Source organism: Phnomibacter ginsenosidimutans, assembly GCF_009740285.1.
GTDB lineage: Bacteria > Bacteroidota > Bacteroidia > Chitinophagales > Chitinophagaceae > Phnomibacter > Phnomibacter ginsenosidimutans.
This window is the reverse complement of record NZ_CP046566.1, coordinates 1,453,967-1,471,325: the sequence shown is the minus strand read 5'-3', so window position 1 is coordinate 1,471,325 and position 17,359 is coordinate 1,453,967. Positions and strand designations below refer to the sequence as shown.

Genomic DNA, 17,359 nt, shown 5'->3' with positions numbered 1-17,359 from the left:
AAAGTCCGAAAGACCGAAAGCCTCTCTTCAATACAAACCCCGTTTGCAATGGCAGACGGGGTTTCTTTTTTCACTCGAGAGACGGGAAGACCGAAAGTCGGGGAAGTCGGAAAGTCCTGAAGACGGAAAGTCCGAAAGTCTGGAGTCTGGAGAGCAAAGGCAACCACCCACTCTACGTCCCCTCTCCTTTGGAGAGGCCGGGTGAGGTAAAGTCCGGAAGATGGAAAGTCCGAAAGTTTAGAGTCCGGAGACAAAAAAGCAACCGCCCACCCTACGTCCCCTCTCCTTTGGAGAGGCCGGGAGAGGTAAAGTCGGGAAAGTCAGAAGACCGGAGCCAACAGCCTCCTTCTACACAAACCCCGTTTGCAAATGCAGACGGGGTTTCTTTTTATATTGCCCCGATGGCTTATCAAATACTACATACAGACAGCGGCCTTCCCGATTTCATCGCCCTTGTACAACTGCTCGATGCAGAGCTGGCGGAAAGAGACGGCGAAGAACATAGCTTCTACGCCCAATTCAATGGTATCAGCCACATACGACATGCTATTGTATTGTATGAAAATGAAGAACCTGTAGCCTGCGGCGCCTTCAAACCCTTTGATGCAGATACAGTGGAAATAAAACGGATGTACACCAAACCTGCCATGCGAGGCAAAGGTGTGGCAGCCCAAGTATTGCAGGCTTTGGAACAATGGGCTTCGAGCCTCGGGTATCAGCAAGCAGTGTTAGAAACAGGTACCCGTCAGCCAGAAGCCATTGCCCTATACAAGAAATGCGGCTATCAATTAACATCCAACTATGGGCAGTATGCGGGTGTTGCCAACAGTGTTTGCTTCAGCAAATCCATCTCCCAGCCCCTATAATCCAAGCCTTATAAAAAAATTGCTCCAAGTAAATGAAGATTCCTTTTCTTTGCATTTAACCAAACGGTTAAACCAAGTGGGTAATACTGAAACAGCGATAGAAAACGCAGAACAAAAAATACTGACAGCAGCCCGCAATGTCTTTATCCGCAAGGGGTTTGCCGGTGCCCGCATGCAGGAAATAGCCGATGAAGCTGGCATCAACAAAGCCCTGTTGCACTATTATTTCAGGAGTAAGGAGAAGTTGTTCGAAGTGATTTTCAAGGAATCTTTTGGCAAGCTGCTGCCCGAGTTGGCAGATATTTTTCAGCAACCCGGTTCTGTGTTCGAAAAAATTGAACGCTTTACCGAAGCCTATATTTCCATTGTGATGGAGCACCCCTTCATTCCGGTGTTTGTGCTCAGCGAAATACACCGCAACCCCGATGAGTTTTTCAATACATACATCCGGCCGGAAATGGCGGGCAATATTCAAGTAATTGCGCAGCAGTTTGCAGTGGCCGCACAGCAAGGCATCATTCGCCCCATTGACCCTCGCCAACTCATGATGAATGTGATGAGTCTTTGTGTGTTTCCTTTTGTAGCCCGGCCCATGCTGCAACGCATGATGCATGTAAATGATGCTGCATTTATACAACTGCTTCAAGAACGCAAAACGGCTGTCAGCCAGTTCATCATTCAAGCCATAAAACCATAATGGATGAAAACACTTCTGCCCTATTTAGTAATACTCTGTTGCTGGCCTTGGTGGAGCCACGCACAGCATCGGCTTACACTACCGCAAGTACAGCAGCAGGCAGCGGCACAATTGCCCTTGTTGAAACGCAAAGCATTGGCGGCAGAAACGGCCAAAACGCAAACGGCTAATCTCAATAATAACTTTTTGCCACAACTCAGTGTAAATGCGCAAGCCAGCTGGCAATCCGATGTAACGGCCTTGCAAGTGGGTAATATTCCGGGTTTCCCTAAAATAGACCCGCTGAGTAAAGATCAGTACCGGGCTACACTGGATGTGAATCAACTGATATACGACGGCGGCATCAATCGCAGGCAAAAAGAAATGACGCACTTGCAGCAACTGTTGCGGGAAGAAGAAGTAAATGTGGCATTACAGCAATTAAAAGAACGCATCAACAACCTCTACCTGAATGTTTTGCTGATAGATGAGCAGCAACAGCAGCTCAACATTTTGTTTAAAGACATAGCAGCGGGCATAGCCAAAGTAAAAGCGCAGGTGGAATATGGCACTGCCTTTCGCTCCAACCTGGCACTGATGGAGGCAGAACAACTGAAAGCCCAACAACGCCGCATTGAATTACAAAACGACCGTGAAGGCTTGTTGAGTGTGTTGGCATTGTACACCGGACAAACAATAGCAGCCGATGCTGTGCTGGAAGCCCCAGAAGTTCCAGCTATGGTGAGTGCCAACGACATCAGCCGGCCGGAGTTGCAACTCTACCAACTGCAAGACAGTTTGTATCAGCTGCAAGCTACGACCGTTACCAACAAACTGCAGCCCCGCATCAGTGCTTTTGCCAATGCCGGTTATGGCCGCCCGGGTTTGAACATGCTGAAAAATGAATTTGCGCCATTTGCCACAACAGGTATTCGTTTGAGTTGGAACCTCAGCAATTTTTACAACAAGAACAACGACAAAATTCAAGCGGCCATCAACCGCAAAGACATACAGGCACAGCAGGAAAACTTTATGCAACAAACCACGGCTCAATTGCGCCAACAGCAGTCGGCAATCAGCAAATTGCAGGCACTCATTGGTACCGATAACCAAATCATTGCATTGAAAAAACAGGTAAAAGAAGCCGCAAAAGCACAATTGGAAAACGGCGTTATCACTGCCAGCGATTACCTCCGCGAAGTGAATGCAGAAGACCAGGCACGGCAAGCATTGGCACTGCATCAATTGCAATTGGTACAGGCATTACTCAACTATTCTACCACCGCAGGAAAATAAATCAACATGAAAAAACTCACCCTACTTATAGCCGCAGCAGGGCTCTTGCAAGCCTGCGGCAACAAAGGTCCGGCATACGATGCCACCGGTACTTTTGAAGCCGATGAAGTCATTGTATCAGCCGAAGTAGCCGGCAAAATATTGTGGATGCCCATTGAAGAAGGCCAAACAATTGCACAAGACAGCGTAGTGGTAAAAATTGATGCTGGTAATCTGGCACTGCAAAAAGCACAGATTGAAGCGAGTGCTAATGCATTGCAACAAAAAACCAACGATGTACAACCACAACTCAAATTGCTGCAAGAGCAATTGCAGGTGCAGCAAGCACAAATGGCCACGTTGGAAAAAGAAAAACGTCGCTTTGAAGCATTGGTAAAAGCAGACGCGGCCACACCCAAGCAGCTGGATGATATTGTGGCGCAAATCAATGTGCTGCAACAACAAATGCTGGTCACCCGCCAGCAAATGAATGTGCAGCAAAGCACCGTGGGTACTGCTAACAGAAGCATTTTGAGTGAGCAAGCACCGCTTACGAAAAGAGCTGACATCATAGCCGATCAAATCAATCGCAGCAATGTCATCAACCCGATTAACGGAACGGTATTGCTGAAATATGCCAACGCCGGCGAAGTAGTAGGTGCCGGCAAAGCCTTGTACAAAATTGCTGACCTAAGCAATTTGCAACTAAGAGCCTACATCACCGGCGACCAACTGAGTCAAATCAAACTCGGCCAGCAGGTAAAAGTTTTGGTAGACGATGGCAAGAAGAACTATAAAACCTACAGCGGCGCTATCATCTGGATTGCAGACAAAGCAGAGTTCACACCCAAAACCATCCAAACCAAAGACGAACGTGCTAACCTCGTGTATGCTATCAAAGTATTGGTACCGAACGATGGTTATTTGAAAATTGGACAGTATGGAGAAGTGGACTGGTAATGCAGGTGTAATTAGTAATTAGTAGTCAGGTAGTAGGTGCTGGAAAAAACAACCAGTAAGAGTGAAAAACCATTTCTCCATCCCTACAACCACAAACAAAAAACAACAAACGCACAAGCCTTCAGCCTTTCGCTTTCAGCATTAAGCATAAAACATGTACAGCATCACCGCACATAACATCAGCAAAGACTACCAAAACGGCAAGGCCGTGGTGTCAGCATTGCAGGATGTATCGCTGCAGGTAAAATCCGGCGAACTGTTTGGCCTCATTGGCCCGGATGGTGCGGGTAAAACTTCGCTGATTCGTATCCTCACTACTTTGCTGTTGCCCACCAAAGGCACAGCATCTGTAGCGGGTTTGGATGTCGTAAAAGACTTCAAAAAAATCAGACAAAAAATTGGCTACATGCCCGGGCGGTTTTCTTTATACCAGGATTTATCGGTGCAGGAAAACCTCGATTTTTTTGCCAGCATTTTCAATACCAGCATCGAAGCGAACTATCACCTCATCAAAGACATTTACGAACAGATTGCACCTTTTAAAGACCGCAAGGCTGGTAAGCTCAGCGGTGGTATGAAACAAAAGCTGGCGTTGAGTTGTGCCCTCATTCACAAACCCGAAGTGCTGTTTTTGGATGAGCCAACCACGGGTGTAGATGTGGTAAGCCGCAAAGAGTTTTGGCAAATGCTGCAACACCTAAAGCAAGAGGGCCTCAGCATTTTAGTGGCCACACCTTATATGGATGAAGCAGCGTTGTGCGACCGTGTAGCCCTCATGCAAGACGGTCGTTTTTTACGAGATCAATCCTCCAGCTGATATCATTCATTCTTACACACAACCGCTATGGTCGGTGAAGGCCGGCAGCATGTACACGCTGCTCCAGCACCTGAGAGATTACAACGGCATTGAGACTGTTTTCCCTTTTGGCGAAACCTATCACATCACTGCTTCTGATACCTGGCAATCGGAAGAAGCACTGCAACAATACTTACAGCAATTAGGCCACGAGCAAATCAACATCCAACGTATCACCGCTAATATCGAAGACGTGTTTATGCACCTCATGAACCAACCCCATGATTGATACCAATTCACATATCATCACGGCCAACAAGCTCACCAAAACCTTTGGCGATTTCACGGCTGTGGATGCAATAAGCTTAGATGTTCACAAGGGTGAAATCTTTGGATTCCTTGGCGCCAATGGTGCGGGTAAAAGTACAGCCATGCGCATGTTCTGCGGCCTGCTCTCTCCTACTTCCGGCGAAGCCAGCGTAGCAGGTTTTGATGTGCGAACCCAATCGGAAATGATCGAAGCGCAACATTGGCTACATGAGCCAGAAGTTTAGCTTGTACGAAGACCTCACGGTACGGGAAAACATGCGCCTCTATGGTGGAATTTATGGAATGAGCTCAGCTGCCATCAAACAGAAAACCGCCGCCATTGTAGAGGAACTTCATTTACAACACGAACTCAACAGTCTGGTAAAAACATTACCCCTCGGTTGGAAGCAAAAGCTTGCCTTTAGCGTGGCCATTTTTCACAACCCGCCACTGGTGTTTTTAGATGAACCTACCGGCGGTGTTGACCCCATTACCCGCAGAGAGTTTTGGGAAATGATTTACCGGGCTGCCAATGCAGGCACCACCGTATTTGTAACCACACTACATGGATGAAGCAGAGTATTGCAACCGCGTATGCATTATGGTAGATGGCAAAATCGAAGCGATGGATACGCCTGCACAACTAAGACAACAGTTTCATGCCCAAGATATGGAAGAAGTGTTTTTGCAACTGGCCAGAAAGGCGAAGCGCAGTGGCGATTAGTGAATAAGGAATAAAAAACAGAAAATAAGGAATAAGAAAGTTTACAAACCGAGAACAACAAACCAAAAACAACAAACAGTAAAAACTTGTGACCGCTGTAACAATAAATCTTCAAACACACCTTCGGCAAGATCAAGGCAGCAGCAACTCGTGAACGCTGTATTTAAAACTAAAAAGAACCATGTTCGCTCAATTCCTCTCATTTGTAAAAAAGAGTTTCTCCACATCTGGAGAGACAAGCGAACATTGTTCATTTTGTTTGGCATGCCCGTGGTGCAAATCACGTTGTTTGGCTTTGCACTCACCAACGAAGTAAAGAATGCCAAAATCGCTATCCTCGATCCTTCGAAAGATGCCAGCAGCCTGCGCATTACCCAACGCTTTGCTGCCAGCCAGTATTTCGATATTGAACAGGAACTGCAATCGCCACAGCAAATTGAATCAGCCTTTAAAGAAGGCAAAATCAAAATGGCGTTGATTTTTCCCACACAGTTTGAATACAACCTGCAGCATGGCGGACAAGCAACCATTCAAATCATAGCCGATGCTTCCGACCCCAACGTGGCTACAACAGTCACCAACTATGCCAATGCCATTATTGGCGATGAACAACAAGCATTGCTGGGCAGCAAACTGCCATACAACATCAACAGCAGCATGCGGATGCTCTACAACCCACAGTTGAAAGGGGCGTACAATTTTGTACCCGGTGTCATGGCCATGATTTTATTGCTCGTCAGTACCATGATGACTTCCATTTCCGTAGTACGGGAAAAAGAAAATGGCACCATGGAAATTTTGCTGGCGTCTCCGTTGCGACCCATTCTCATCATCATTGCCAAAGCCATTCCGTATTTATTGCTCAGTATGGTCAACATTGGCACCATCTTATTGCTCAGTGTATTTGCACTCGACTTACCCATTGCCGGCAGCCTTGGTTTATTGCTGGCCACCAGCATGCTCTTTACCATCACCGCCTTGTCGTTGGGTTTGCTCATCAGCACCCTCACAGCATCGCAACAAATAGCCATGCTCATCTCATTGGTGGGCATGTTCCTCCCCACACTCATGTTGAGTGGTTTCATGTTCCCCATCGAAAACATGCCCATACCGTTACAGGTCATGAGCAACATCATACCAGCCAAGTGGTATTTCATTATTGTCAAAAGCATCATGATCAAAGGACTGGGCATTGCCGCCATCTGGAAAGAAATGCTCATCCTTACCGGCATGACTGTTGGCCTGATTGCATTAACTGCAAGGAAGTTTAAGATTCGTTTGGAATAAGGAATAAAAAATAAGAAAGCAGGAATACAAAGAACCACAATCCAAAATCAACAAACGCTAAACAAATCCGTAAACACGTGAACTCGTAAACTAATCAACTCTCCCCCCATGCTCCGCTTCCTCATCGAAAAAGAATTCCGCCAAATCTTCCGCGACCCGGCCATCCTGCGGATGATCTTCATCATGCCCATCATTCAGTTGGTAGTGATGCCATTGGCGGCCGATTACGAAGTGAAGAATGTAAACATTGCAGTGGTAGACCACGACCACAGCACCTACAGCCGCCAACTCACCCGGCAAATTGCCGCTTCCGGTTATTTCAAACTCGTGGCCATGCCAGCCTCTTACACACAGGCGCTTTCCTATATTGAAACCGATGAAGCAGATATTATTCTCGACATACCCCAACATTTCGAACGCACACTGATACGGGAAAACGAAGCGCCTCTACACATGAGTGTGAATGCAGTCAATGGCACCAAGGCCAACATTGGCGCAGGTTATCTCAATACCATCATCCGGCAGTTTAATACCGACATAAGGCAGCATTGGTTGCAATTGCCGCGGCACAGCCAGCAGCCGCAAATACTCACTACTAATTCCAACTGGTTCAATGTGCGTATGAGTTATCAAAAATTCATGGTGCCCGGCATCCTCGCCATTTTGCTCACCATGGTAGGTGCATTTCTCACGGCCCTCAATATCGTTCGGGAAAAAGAAATCGGCACCATCGAACAAATCAACGTTACACCCGTCCGCAAGCAATATTTCATCCTCGGCAAGCTCATCCCTTTTTGGGTATTGGGTATGGTATCGCTCAGTCTTGGCCTCATCATTGCCCGGGTAGCGTATGGTATTGTACCCGTCGGCAGTCTGCCCTTGCTCTATGCATTTGCCGCCGTGTACATGATGGCTGTGTTGGGCCTCGGCCTGCTCATAAGCACCTATGCCCACACACAGCAGCAAGCCATGCTCATCGCCTTTTTCCTCATGATGATTTTCATTTTGCTCGGCGGCTTATACACACCTATCGATAGTATGCCCCACTGGGCACAAGTCATTACCCGTTTCAATCCGGTTTCTTATTTCATTGATGTCATGCGGATGCTGGTCCTCAAAGGCAGCGGGTTTACCGATATCAGTCGCCACCTCGGCATCATGGCCATATTTGCGGTGGTGCTCAATGTATGGGCCATCCTCAATTATCGAAAAAGAGCATAACGTTTTTGTATTGGGGCTGTCAGCAATCGTGCATGTAGCAGCAGTCCGGCGTGTTCCGGCTCCGCTTCGCTCCGGTACTTCGCTGCGCTGCGTACCCACGCCTGCAGCGTGGCCTCCACCCACCGCAGCCCATCAGCATTATGCATCTCTCAACTTTGATTGCTGCTTCACCAATCTTTCTATCAACCAAATACTCAGCAGCAACAATGCCACATGCGGCAGCCATTCGGTCAGCCATGTTTGCTGATAGGTTTGCATGCTACTGCCATTGGCCATTTGTATCTGCCACAATTGAAAAGTTGGTGTTGTATCGGTATACAAACTCGTCGTCATGTTGGCAGCAAAATGAATACCCGTACTCATGGCAACGCCTTGTTGCTTACAAGCCGCCCATGCAAACAGCAATCCCCAAATGGTAGTTCCCAACATAGCCGCCTGCCAGCTCCATCCATTCAGCAAATGATACACCCCAAACAACAACGCCGTTATCCAAATAGCACTTCTGATGCCTACTGCTTTTTGTAGTCGTTGCAAAGCATATCCTCTAAAGCCAATTTCCTCCATCAATGCCAGCGGAATCAACGGCAAAATAGCTAGCAGCGAACCCAATACCGTGGCATTAGTATTCCATTGCAGGTGTAGGCCACCCAATACAAACACCATGGCCGCCATGCTGCCCATTACCAATACGCCTATCATTACACCTTGTGCAAAATGCAGCAGTGTTATTTTCCGCCACTGCAACCCCACATCAGCAAACCGCAGTTTATCTATTTGTACAAATACAAGCGTTGTTACCAAGCCAGCTGCTGTACCCAACAAACCATAAGCCCACCTTTCTGCCGAAGCCGGAAACAGCTGCTTACCCATCGAAAACAACATGAGCAGCAAGCGTAAAGTAGCTGCAAAAAAGAATAGACCTGACAATAGCCTTCGTTTTTTTGCTCATTACAACGGTGGTTTCGGTTTACAGCTACAATGTCATTATCGCTGCAAAATGTTTAACTGAACGCCGGGCAGTACACGCAATACACTAAAACTTTCTTGCCACAAATACCTGCACGTGGCATTGGCACTCACCAGCACCGTTTTGCCTGCGGGAATGGCAACGGAAGTATATTCATCTGGCACTATCCCTGCAGTTCCAATTAGCAGGTGTATGCCATTGTTGGTTTTGACTGCCCGTCCAGTTATTCGTAAAATTCAGTTGTTGTGGTTCGCTGTATACGGCGCCATTGTCAATCATACATCTAACCTGTCGGTTCAGCCAATTGCCCGGCACATTGCTGAGCTGAAGCGTTGCGGTAGTCACGCCATTTATATGAGCATCATTTTGCACATTGGCAAAACCACTACCCAAATTCATTTGCCATTGATAGCTACTACCTGTTACATTAGCAGGAATGGTAACATTCCCTTCTACACACATACTCAAGGTTTGCGTTTCGCCCATGCGGTTGCGCAGCACAATCCAACCGTTGGAATGCGTGGCAATATCTTGTTTGCCATCGCCATCTATATCTGCAATGCAAGCAGCATCAGCTACATATTGTAGCGCAGCTCTGTTGCCCAATACAACAGTTGACGAAGTAGAAAGATTTTGATATACATACAACCATGGGCCACTGCCAATCAGCAGGTCAGGCTTGCCATCGCCATTAAAATCACCAGACTGTACGGTTTTGTCTGTTGGTGCATTCGTCATCACCTGCACGTCACCCAGCAACATATTACCCGGTGTTGATAGATTTTCATGAATACCAAAACTGGCTGTACTGTACGTGTTGTGCTGCACCAGCATTTCCGGTTTTCCGTCTGCATTCAAATCTGCCAGCGTAACTGCCTCCGGATAATAATAGGAAGCGGAGGCGCCATTGAAACGATAGCTCTGATGCAGGCTCGTAAATGCAGGCAGGTTACTGTTTCCTGTATTGCGAATCACATGCAGATAGTTGCCACCAACACCTATTAAATCTATGGCGCCATCCATATCAATATCTGCGGCATTGGCCAACCAGGTAAAGGGCAGATTATTGGCAGTAGTAATATTTACTACTTCACTAAAACGGATGTCGCCCGGCGTACTGGTATTAAACTGTATCTGAACAATATTGGCCCCGCCAATCCGCAGCAAATCCGGTTTTCCGTCTGCATTCATATCGGCCAGCTTATCAGTCGCATTGATACCCACAGGAACAAAAGATGTAGCGATTGAAGCCATAGTGGAAATGTTACGCACTACTCCTCCGCCACCAAACAATACAATGTCTTGCATACCATCGCCATCCACATCAGCGGCCTCCATGCTGCTGGCGCCACCAATGCCCGTCATGATGGCATCACTCCACAACACACTTCCGGCTTCACTGGTATTGCGATACAGCATCAATCCATTGTAACTTGATAAAGTAGCCAAATCAGGTTTGCCATCATTGTTCAAGTCCACCGCTATGGATTGCCTGTCGTAAGCAATGCCACCAGAAACATCTGTTCCACTGCGTACAAAAGAGTTATTACGTAGCGGCAAACCAGCGGTTGGCAAATGCAAAGGCTGAAAATAACGGTCACTTATTGCTGATAAAGATTGTACTACCACTGTTATTTTATCATACCCAGCCGAGTATGGCACTTGCACCGTTAGTTGTTGATTATTGATTTGAACAATATTCGCTTTTACCGGCCCAAACCAAACCTGAACTGCAGATGCATTGTTGCCAAATCCATTTCCTTGCAGTACAAGCACATCACCCGGCGATGCAGCAGCTGGTGAAAAACCGGTAAATATCGGTGGTAGCTGTCTGATAAATCCGGGTTGTAGCAGCACCACTCCATAGTAAGTTTCAATGCGTATACCACCCGATGCGTCAACCGGCGCCCAAAGCCATACTGAATCGGGATGAGGGTTTTGAAAATTCACTACTTCTTTTCCTCCAAGTTGTATGGATTTGATTCCCCAGAGATAATGTCCGGTGAGCAGCACTTTTGTACCAGCTGTACCCGTGTTTGGTGTTGATTGCATGATTTGCGGAGCAGGAAAGGGCACAAACACAAATCCACTCAAGGTATCGCTGCCTGAAAATTTGGTTACTGTAATTGGGCCGGTTTTGCCATGGCCCACCACTGCCACAATCATGCTATCATTGAGCACCCGAAACCATGCGGCTGATGAATCGCCCAATTTTACTTGCGTTACATCACTGAAATACCTGCCCGAAATTCGAATGGTATCTGTTGGAGAAGCTGCCATCGGCGAGGCCGCAATAATATCGGGTGCAGGAATAAACACAAATCCGTGCAGCGTGTCGGCACCACCCGGATGCTGTACAATTATATCACCGCTTTGAACGGATGCTAGCACGACCATCAATTGCGTATAATCATTGCTGCTGCTTACCTGCGGACAAACAACTCCACCAATGGATACCGTGGGTAATATGCCGGGCAATGCCAAATGTTGTCCATACAAATACAACCATTGGCCTTTGTAGCCCGATGCCGGATTAAAGCTTTGCAGCACTGGCTTGCGTAAAAAAACAAACCCGTCTTTTCTGTAAAAACCCGAACTGTTTTGTACACTCACGTAGCCATGATTGCCAGTTGCAGGAATGGCTTTCATGAGCCCTGCATGCACCACTTCAAACCAGGTTGCATTCACCTCGCCAAACTGTACCGTATGCGTACTGTAAAAGTTACGGCCATATATCAATACCGTATCTCCCGAAGCAGCCATGGCTGGTGCAAAAGAATCAATCTGCGGCGCATTGTTGTAGGTAAAGGTTTGCCATGCATCAATTCCTGCGGTTGCAGTAACGCTTACCGCACCAGTAGCTGCATGGCCAACTGTAGCAACAATGCTGGTATCTGATTCAACCACAAACGACAAGGCATTTATGCCGGCAAACCGTACACTATTGGTGCCTGTAAAATTGCGGCCACTGATGCGAACGGTAGCACCATATCCAGCTTCTGCAGGCGACACATTGGTGATGCTGGTTTTACCCGTTTTGTTGCGAAATACTTGCGAAGCACTGCCCAAAGTAGAACCAGTAATCATGTCTGGTGATCCATCATTATTTACATCACCCAAAGCCAAAGTTGAGGCAGAACCTGTATACATCACCGAGGCACTGGCAAAACTGAGTACTGACCCTGTAGTACCAGTGTTACGAAATGTTTCTACATCAAAACTACCTTGCCTGCCCACCGCAATATCTGGTTTGCCATCAGCATCCATATCGGCTACCGAAGGTTTGTAAAAGGCACTCACAGCAGATGCTTTGGGCAATGCACCGTCATTGACAAAACTCCAGTTGCCATCGCCCCTCCATGCGTATATATTTCCTTGCGTATAAAAATCATTGATGGTACTAAACAACACATCGGTATTACCATCAACATTCAAATCTGCCACGCACAGGTATTGGGGCAATAAACCATCGGGGCTATTCAATGCTACCTGTTGCGTCAAATGAATATTACCAACCGTACTTTGGTTTCGAAAAACAACCACCCGTTTGTTAGCCTCATCTACCATCAGTAAATCGGGTTTACGGTCGTTGTTTACATCTTGCAGTACAATCGTTCTTGGCATGGCGGCCACTGGCATTTCTATAGCAGCTGCAAATGAAACGCTGCCAACGGCACTGGTATTTCTGTACATAGAAATAGTACCTGCCAACGTATTGCTCCCCACAATATCTGGTTTGCCATCTCCATCCACATCGGCTACAGCAATATGAAAAGCCGCATCATTTTTACTAATAAAAAATCGGGTGGCAAAACCAATACTCGATGAAGTACTCGTATTGCGCAATACCGAAATTTCATTGGGCACAATACTGGAAGTAATCACATCCTGTAATCCATCACCATCTATATCGGCCAGTTTCATATCGGACGCAAACGTGCCGGCAAAAAAACTACCTGCCGCTTGCAGCATAATGGCAGAATCATTGCTATTGTTGAGATACGGCAATACATGACTGGGTGAATAATTATTGGGCAAATAGCGCAATACCAACACCTCGGGTTTGTTATCCAAATTCAAATCATGCAGCAATACTTCTCTGGGATAATAATCCGTTTCCAATGTTTGCGCCAATCCAAAACTGGATAATGCCAAAGGTTGCATTGGTGTAAAAGCCGGTAAAAAATACCGGGAAGATTGTGCTGTCAGCCCATTGCTGTTTACTGTAATGGGCTGGTAGGTAGCACCCGCGGGTACAATTACTTGCAAACTCGTGGTTGTAGCCGATTGAACCGTAGCTCTTACTGCACCAAACTGAACCACGTTATTTCCTGCAACAGAAGAAAAGCCACTACCTGAAATGATGAGTGTACTGCCACTGGCGGCTGTAAGGGGTGCAAAAGACTGTATCACCGGCTGCGCCAATCCTATGATGGTACAAAGCATACTCACAGCAAGTAAGCAGCTGATCCGGAGCTGAAATGCATGGCCCTGCTTCATAAAAGCGGAAGGTAATTTTTCGTATGCTGCATCCTAACAAATGTACAGGCTATGCACCGTGATACCAGAAGAATAATAGAGCGAAACCATACAATGTGATGAATGGTTGTAAGCATTGTAAAATAGCCAATATGCAGCTAAGCATTCTCCAATGCAGCAATGTCAATCTTTTGCATTTTCAGCAATGCCTGCAGCACTGCTGTGCCACGCTGCGGATTGTTCATGAGCGTTGGCAATACCTTGGGCACCACTTGCCACGAAACGCCAAACTGATCCGTCAGCCAGCCGCATGGTTGGTAATGGCCTTTGTAGCCCAGCATCTCCCAATACAAATCAATCTCATCCTGGGTATCGCAGGAGACCACTAAAGAAATGGCCGGCGTAAACTGATATTGCGGACCGCCATTCAGCGCCATGTATTGCTGGCCCCGAATGCGGAATATCAGCACCACGGGATTTTCTGAAATGATGTCGCCATCAAAAACTTCGCAGTAAAACTGTACGGCAGTTCGGGCATTGCCATCAAACCACAAGCAGGGGTACAATGGAGTAGATTGTTGCATAACAAGCTGATTGATGCGTAAACAAATCGTTGCTGTGGTAAGTTACTGCGCTTTTTGCAGAAACCTTTATGCAGGCAGAGCAGACACCAAACGATGGTATGCACTACCCGTGCAAAACTGTGCAGGTCCTGTTTCGCTACGCTGCAAGAACTTAGAATCACCCAATTTTTAATCAGTAAAATGCTGGATATGGAACTGATGACTGCTGCCGATATTTTGCAGGAAGCCACCTTGAAAATGGCCATGCTCTACGAAACGCATCCCAACGATGCCATGTTTTCCGTACGAGATTATTTTTCCGGAGCTGAGGCCGATGCACTGGTGCAAACCGGCATGTGGATGCGCCAGGAAGGCTGGCTCATTCCCAGCAAGCAAAACCTATATTACCGTTATCTCTACAACAATAATCTGCGGGGGATAGCCTGACCTCTTTTCAAACTACTTCAGATATTTCTCCCCAAAAAACGACCCTACCCCAGTCCTAACAATTTGCTTTGTTCGCTGTTGTTTTATGCGCTTTCTTCGAAACAACAAGTGAACACGGCATGTCGCTCATTCAATTTACCGATAAAGGTTTGTACTGCCCCGCCGGCGATTTTTACATCGACCCGTGGCGGCCGGTGCAAAGGGCAGTTATTACGCATGCCCACAGCGACCATGCCCGTTGGGGTTCGGCCCGCTACCTCAGCCATCACCTCAGCAAAGGCATGCTGCGCCAGCGCCTCGGGCAAGACATTGCCCTGCAAACCATTGGGTGGGAAGAACCAATGCGCATACACGATGTAGAGCTCACCTTGTTTCCCGCAGGGCATATTGTGGGCAGCAGCATGGTGCGTGTAGCAGCGCATGGCGAAACATGGCTCATCACCGGCGATTACAAACTGGAAGATGATGGCCTGAGCACTGCCTGGCACCCCGTGGCCTGCACCCACATGGTTACAGAATGCACGTTTGGTCTGCCCATTTACCAATGGCAACCGCAACAGCAAGTGTACAACGAGATGTGTGCATGGGTAGCACATAATCATCAGCAGCAATACACGTCCGTTTTTTATGCGTATTCGCTGGGTAAAGCGCAACGTATACAACGGGCCCTGGCGGCAACAGGCTTGCGCATTTGGTTACATGGTGCCATTGCCAATGCCAATGAAGCATTGCAAGCCGATGGCATTGTATTGCCCGAATGCCACCGCATTACAGCAGATACCAACAAAGCGGATATTGAAGGACAGATTGTGATTGCGCCACCCAGTGCTGCGGGTTCTGCATGGCTGAAAAAAGCAGGCCGCTACCGCGATGCCAACTGCAGCGGTTGGATGCAGGTGCGGGGCAACAAACGCCGCAACAATTCGGATGCCGGTTTTGTACTCAGCGATCATGCAGATTGGCCGTCGCTGCTGCAAGCGGTGCAATTGTGCGGTGCTGAAAAAGTGTACAGCACCCACGGATTTACCGACAGCTTTAGCCGCTACCTGCGGGAAGAAAAAAACACCTGGAGCGAAGCCGTGCAAACGCAATACGGCGGCGAAGAAGATGCCACTGAAACAACAGGAGGTGCCGCATGAAAGCATTTGCACAACTGGTACAGGAAGTGGGCAGCAGCACCAAAACCAACGAGAAGTTGCAGGCATTGTTGCAGTACTTCCAAACTGCCGATGACGCCGATAAAGTATGGACCATTGCCATATTCAGCGGACGCAGGCCCAAGCGTTTTGTCAACACCCGCATACTTACCGATTGCTGCATTGAACTCACACAAACACCTGCCTGGCTGTTTGAAGAATGCTACCATACCGTGGGCGATCTGGCAGAAACCATTGCGTTGCTGGCGACGCAAAAAAACACAGCAGCAATACAACATGCGTTACCCAGCTTATCACAGCTCATTGCTTCTTTCATATCGCTGCAAAAAACAGATGAAGAAACCCGAAAAGCGTTTATCCTTCAGCATTGGCAGCAAATGGATTTTGATGCTTGCTTTGTGTTCAACAAACTCATCACCGGTGGTTTTCGCATTGGCGTAAGCCAGCAAACCATGGTGAATGCGTTGCAAAAAGCCACGGGCATTGATGCATCCGTTTTGGCCCATCGCATCAGCGGCAACTGGGATCCATCAAATACCTCTTTTGCGGAGCTGGTACTCAGCGGCGATACCACTGCCGACAGCAGCAAACCGTATCCGTTTTACCTGGCGTATCCTTTAGGAGAGGAACCTGAAAGCCTTGGCCCCATTACCGATTGGCAGGCCGAATGGAAATGGGACGGCATCCGTGGGCAAGTGATTGTGCGGGATGCCTTGTACATCTGGAGCCGAGGCGAAGAATTGCTCACCGATCATTTGCCGGAGTTTCATGGCTGGGAAAAAAAATTGCCTGCCGGCACTGTGCTGGATGGTGAAATAGTAGCCTTACAACCCAATGCCAACAGCATTCCCGAACACATTGGTCCATTTGCACAACTGCAAACACGTATCAACCGTAAAATAGTATCGAAAAAATTATTGCAACAATCACCAGTGGGTTTTATTGCCTACGATTTGCTGGAATGGAAAGGTGAAGATATTCGCCAAACGCCGCTCAGTGAAAGACGTGCCTTGCTGGAAAAACTATTGCAAGAACATCCGCTCCCGGGCTTGTTTATGTCACCCGTTGTAACAGCAGACGACTGGACATCACTCACCGAACAACGCCGCTACAGCCGCGACCAAAAGGCAGAAGGTCTGATGCTGAAGCGCTGCAACAGTGTGTACCAAACGGGCCGCAAAGTAGGCGATTGGTGGAAATGGAAAATAGAGCCGCTCACCATTGATGCCGTGATGATTTATGCGCAAAAAGGCCACGGCCGCCGGAGCAATCTCTACACCGATTACACTTTTGCTGTAAGAGATGGAGATAAACTGGTATCATTCACCAAAGCTTACAGCGGCCTTACTGATAAAGAATTTGCCGAAGTGGATGCCTTTGTAAAAAAACATGCCATTGAAAAGTTTGGCCCAGTGAGAACCGTAAAACCAGAACTCGTTTTTGAAATTGCTTTTGAAGGCATTGCCGCCAGCAACCGGCACAAAAGCGGTGTGGCACTGCGTTTTCCCCGCATCAACCGCTGGCGCAAAGACAAACCAGCTTCAGAAATCAATACCCTCGATGATTTGAAACAATTGTTGCAGCAGTATGGCAACAGCAGCAGCAAATAATGCCGCTACATTTGACCAAGCT

Annotated in this window: 17 protein-coding genes; 14 read left to right on the top strand and 3 right to left on the bottom strand. The window is 47.5% G+C overall.

All coding sequences use genetic code 11. From position 1 onward, the window contains the following. Positions 1 to 401 precede the first annotated feature (401 nt). From GLV81_RS06255 to GLV81_RS06215, 11 genes are all read left to right on the top strand, one after another. Entirely contained in the window at positions 402 to 866 is a 465-nt protein-coding gene (locus GLV81_RS06255) for a GNAT family N-acetyltransferase (RefSeq protein WP_157477792.1), read from the top strand. A gap of 76 nt (positions 867 to 942) precedes the next feature. Beyond that, positions 943 to 1,563 (top strand): TetR/AcrR family transcriptional regulator, encoded by a 621-nt coding sequence (locus tag GLV81_RS06250; RefSeq protein WP_246186286.1) that lies wholly within the window; start codon positions 943 to 945, stop codon positions 1,561 to 1,563. Positions 1,564 to 1,566: 3 nt separating this feature from the next. Further along, positions 1,567 to 2,838 carry a TolC family protein gene (locus GLV81_RS06245; protein WP_157477788.1) on the top strand — a complete coding sequence of 424 codons (1,272 nt, stop codon included), beginning with the start codon at positions 1,567 to 1,569 and terminating at the stop codon, positions 2,836 to 2,838. Between the two features lie 6 nt (positions 2,839 to 2,844). Continuing rightward, positions 2,845 to 3,777 carry an HlyD family secretion protein gene (locus GLV81_RS06240; protein WP_157477786.1) on the top strand — a complete coding sequence of 311 codons (933 nt, stop codon included), beginning with the start codon at positions 2,845 to 2,847 and terminating at the stop codon, positions 3,775 to 3,777. A 154-nt stretch (positions 3,778 to 3,931) separates the two neighbouring features. After that, entirely contained in the window at positions 3,932 to 4,594 is a 663-nt protein-coding gene (locus GLV81_RS06235; RefSeq protein ID WP_157477784.1) for an ABC transporter ATP-binding protein, read from the top strand. A 49-nt stretch (positions 4,595 to 4,643) separates the two neighbouring features. After that, positions 4,644 to 4,862 carry a hypothetical protein gene (locus tag GLV81_RS21550; RefSeq protein WP_157477782.1) on the top strand — a complete coding sequence of 73 codons (219 nt, stop codon included), beginning with the start codon at positions 4,644 to 4,646 and terminating at the stop codon, positions 4,860 to 4,862. Beyond that, a complete protein-coding gene (locus GLV81_RS21135; RefSeq protein WP_281350796.1) occupies positions 4,855 to 5,127 on the top strand; it encodes an ATP-binding cassette domain-containing protein in 273 nt (90 codons plus the stop codon). Before GLV81_RS21550 ends, GLV81_RS21135 begins: the two co-directional genes overlap by 8 nt. Continuing rightward, complete coding sequence (locus tag GLV81_RS21130) at positions 5,111 to 5,455, top strand: ATP-binding cassette domain-containing protein (RefSeq protein ID WP_281350795.1); 345 nt, start codon at positions 5,111 to 5,113, stop codon at positions 5,453 to 5,455. The genes GLV81_RS21135 and GLV81_RS21130 overlap by 17 nt, the downstream gene beginning before the upstream one ends. Next, positions 5,448 to 5,606, top strand: coding sequence for a hypothetical protein (locus tag GLV81_RS20075; protein WP_246186285.1), 159 nt, complete (start codon positions 5,448 to 5,450; stop codon positions 5,604 to 5,606). Before GLV81_RS21130 ends, GLV81_RS20075 begins: the two co-directional genes overlap by 8 nt. Before the next feature lie 150 nt (positions 5,607 to 5,756). Beyond that, positions 5,757 to 6,893 (top strand): ABC transporter permease, encoded by a 1,137-nt coding sequence (locus GLV81_RS06220; RefSeq protein ID WP_246186284.1) that lies wholly within the window; start codon positions 5,757 to 5,759, stop codon positions 6,891 to 6,893. A gap of 108 nt (positions 6,894 to 7,001) precedes the next feature. After that, positions 7,002 to 8,114: an ABC transporter permease gene (locus GLV81_RS06215; RefSeq protein ID WP_157477780.1), complete on the top strand. Its 1,113-nt coding sequence runs from the start codon at positions 7,002 to 7,004 to the stop codon at positions 8,112 to 8,114. Positions 8,115 to 8,252: 138 nt separating this feature from the next. Here the strand turns inward: GLV81_RS06215 and GLV81_RS06210 are convergent, their stop codons facing one another. The 3 genes from GLV81_RS06210 to GLV81_RS06200 all read right to left on the bottom strand — a co-directional run bounded on the left by GLV81_RS06210 (position 8,253) and on the right by GLV81_RS06200 (position 14,144). Continuing rightward, positions 8,253 to 9,041: a CPBP family intramembrane glutamic endopeptidase gene (locus tag GLV81_RS06210; RefSeq protein ID WP_157477778.1), complete on the bottom strand. Its 789-nt coding sequence runs from the start codon at positions 9,039 to 9,041 to the stop codon at positions 8,253 to 8,255. Positions 9,042 to 9,234: 193 nt separating this feature from the next. Further along, on the bottom strand, positions 9,235 to 13,527 hold the full coding sequence (locus GLV81_RS06205) for an FG-GAP-like repeat-containing protein (protein WP_197428987.1): 4,293 nt from the start codon (positions 13,525 to 13,527) through the stop codon (positions 9,235 to 9,237). A gap of 191 nt (positions 13,528 to 13,718) precedes the next feature. Next, positions 13,719 to 14,144 carry a VOC family protein gene (locus tag GLV81_RS06200; protein WP_157477774.1) on the bottom strand — a complete coding sequence of 142 codons (426 nt, stop codon included), beginning with the start codon at positions 14,142 to 14,144 and terminating at the stop codon, positions 13,719 to 13,721. Positions 14,145 to 14,333: 189 nt separating this feature from the next. Between GLV81_RS06200 and GLV81_RS06195 the strand changes: the two genes are divergently transcribed. From GLV81_RS06195 to GLV81_RS06185, 3 genes are all read left to right on the top strand, one after another. After that, a complete protein-coding gene (locus GLV81_RS06195) occupies positions 14,334 to 14,570 on the top strand; it encodes a hypothetical protein (RefSeq protein ID WP_157477772.1) in 237 nt (78 codons plus the stop codon). 119 nt (positions 14,571 to 14,689) lie between these two features. Next, the gene (locus tag GLV81_RS06190; protein WP_157477770.1) at positions 14,690 to 15,709 is read left to right on the top strand and encodes a ligase-associated DNA damage response exonuclease; all 1,020 of its coding nucleotides are present in this window, start codon (positions 14,690 to 14,692) and stop codon (positions 15,707 to 15,709) included. Then, a complete protein-coding gene (locus GLV81_RS06185) occupies positions 15,706 to 17,337 on the top strand; it encodes an ATP-dependent DNA ligase (protein ID WP_157477768.1) in 1,632 nt (543 codons plus the stop codon). Before GLV81_RS06190 ends, GLV81_RS06185 begins: the two co-directional genes overlap by 4 nt. Positions 17,338 to 17,359 lie beyond the last annotated feature (22 nt).

Bases quoted from the DNA above. Each gene is read 5' to 3' on its own strand.
- GLV81_RS06245 (WP_157477788.1), top strand. From the start codon at position 1,567: ATGAAAACACTTCTGCCCTATTTAGTAATACTCTGTTGCTGGCCTTGG.
- GLV81_RS21135 (WP_281350796.1), top strand. From the start codon at position 4,855: ATGATTGATACCAATTCACATATCATCACGGCCAACAAGCTCACCAAA.
- GLV81_RS20075 (WP_246186285.1), top strand. From the start codon at position 5,448: ATGGATGAAGCAGAGTATTGCAACCGCGTATGCATTATGGTAGATGGC.
- GLV81_RS06255 (WP_157477792.1), top strand. From the start codon at position 402: ATGGCTTATCAAATACTACATACAGACAGCGGCCTTCCCGATTTCATC.
- GLV81_RS06190 (WP_157477770.1), top strand. From the start codon at position 14,690: ATGTCGCTCATTCAATTTACCGATAAAGGTTTGTACTGCCCCGCCGGC.
- GLV81_RS06215 (WP_157477780.1), top strand. From the start codon at position 7,002: ATGCTCCGCTTCCTCATCGAAAAAGAATTCCGCCAAATCTTCCGCGAC.
- GLV81_RS06240 (WP_157477786.1), top strand. From the start codon at position 2,845: ATGAAAAAACTCACCCTACTTATAGCCGCAGCAGGGCTCTTGCAAGCC.
- GLV81_RS06205 (WP_197428987.1), bottom strand. From the start codon at position 13,527: ATGCTTTGTACCATCATAGGATTGGCGCAGCCGGTGATACAGTCTTTT.
- GLV81_RS06235 (WP_157477784.1), top strand. From the start codon at position 3,932: ATGTACAGCATCACCGCACATAACATCAGCAAAGACTACCAAAACGGC.
- GLV81_RS21130 (WP_281350795.1), top strand. From the start codon at position 5,111: ATGAGCCAGAAGTTTAGCTTGTACGAAGACCTCACGGTACGGGAAAAC.
- GLV81_RS21550 (WP_157477782.1), top strand. From the start codon at position 4,644: ATGTACACGCTGCTCCAGCACCTGAGAGATTACAACGGCATTGAGACT.
- GLV81_RS06185 (WP_157477768.1), top strand. From the start codon at position 15,706: ATGAAAGCATTTGCACAACTGGTACAGGAAGTGGGCAGCAGCACCAAA.
- GLV81_RS06195 (WP_157477772.1), top strand. From the start codon at position 14,334: ATGGAACTGATGACTGCTGCCGATATTTTGCAGGAAGCCACCTTGAAA.
- GLV81_RS06200 (WP_157477774.1), bottom strand. From the start codon at position 14,144: ATGCAACAATCTACTCCATTGTACCCCTGCTTGTGGTTTGATGGCAAT.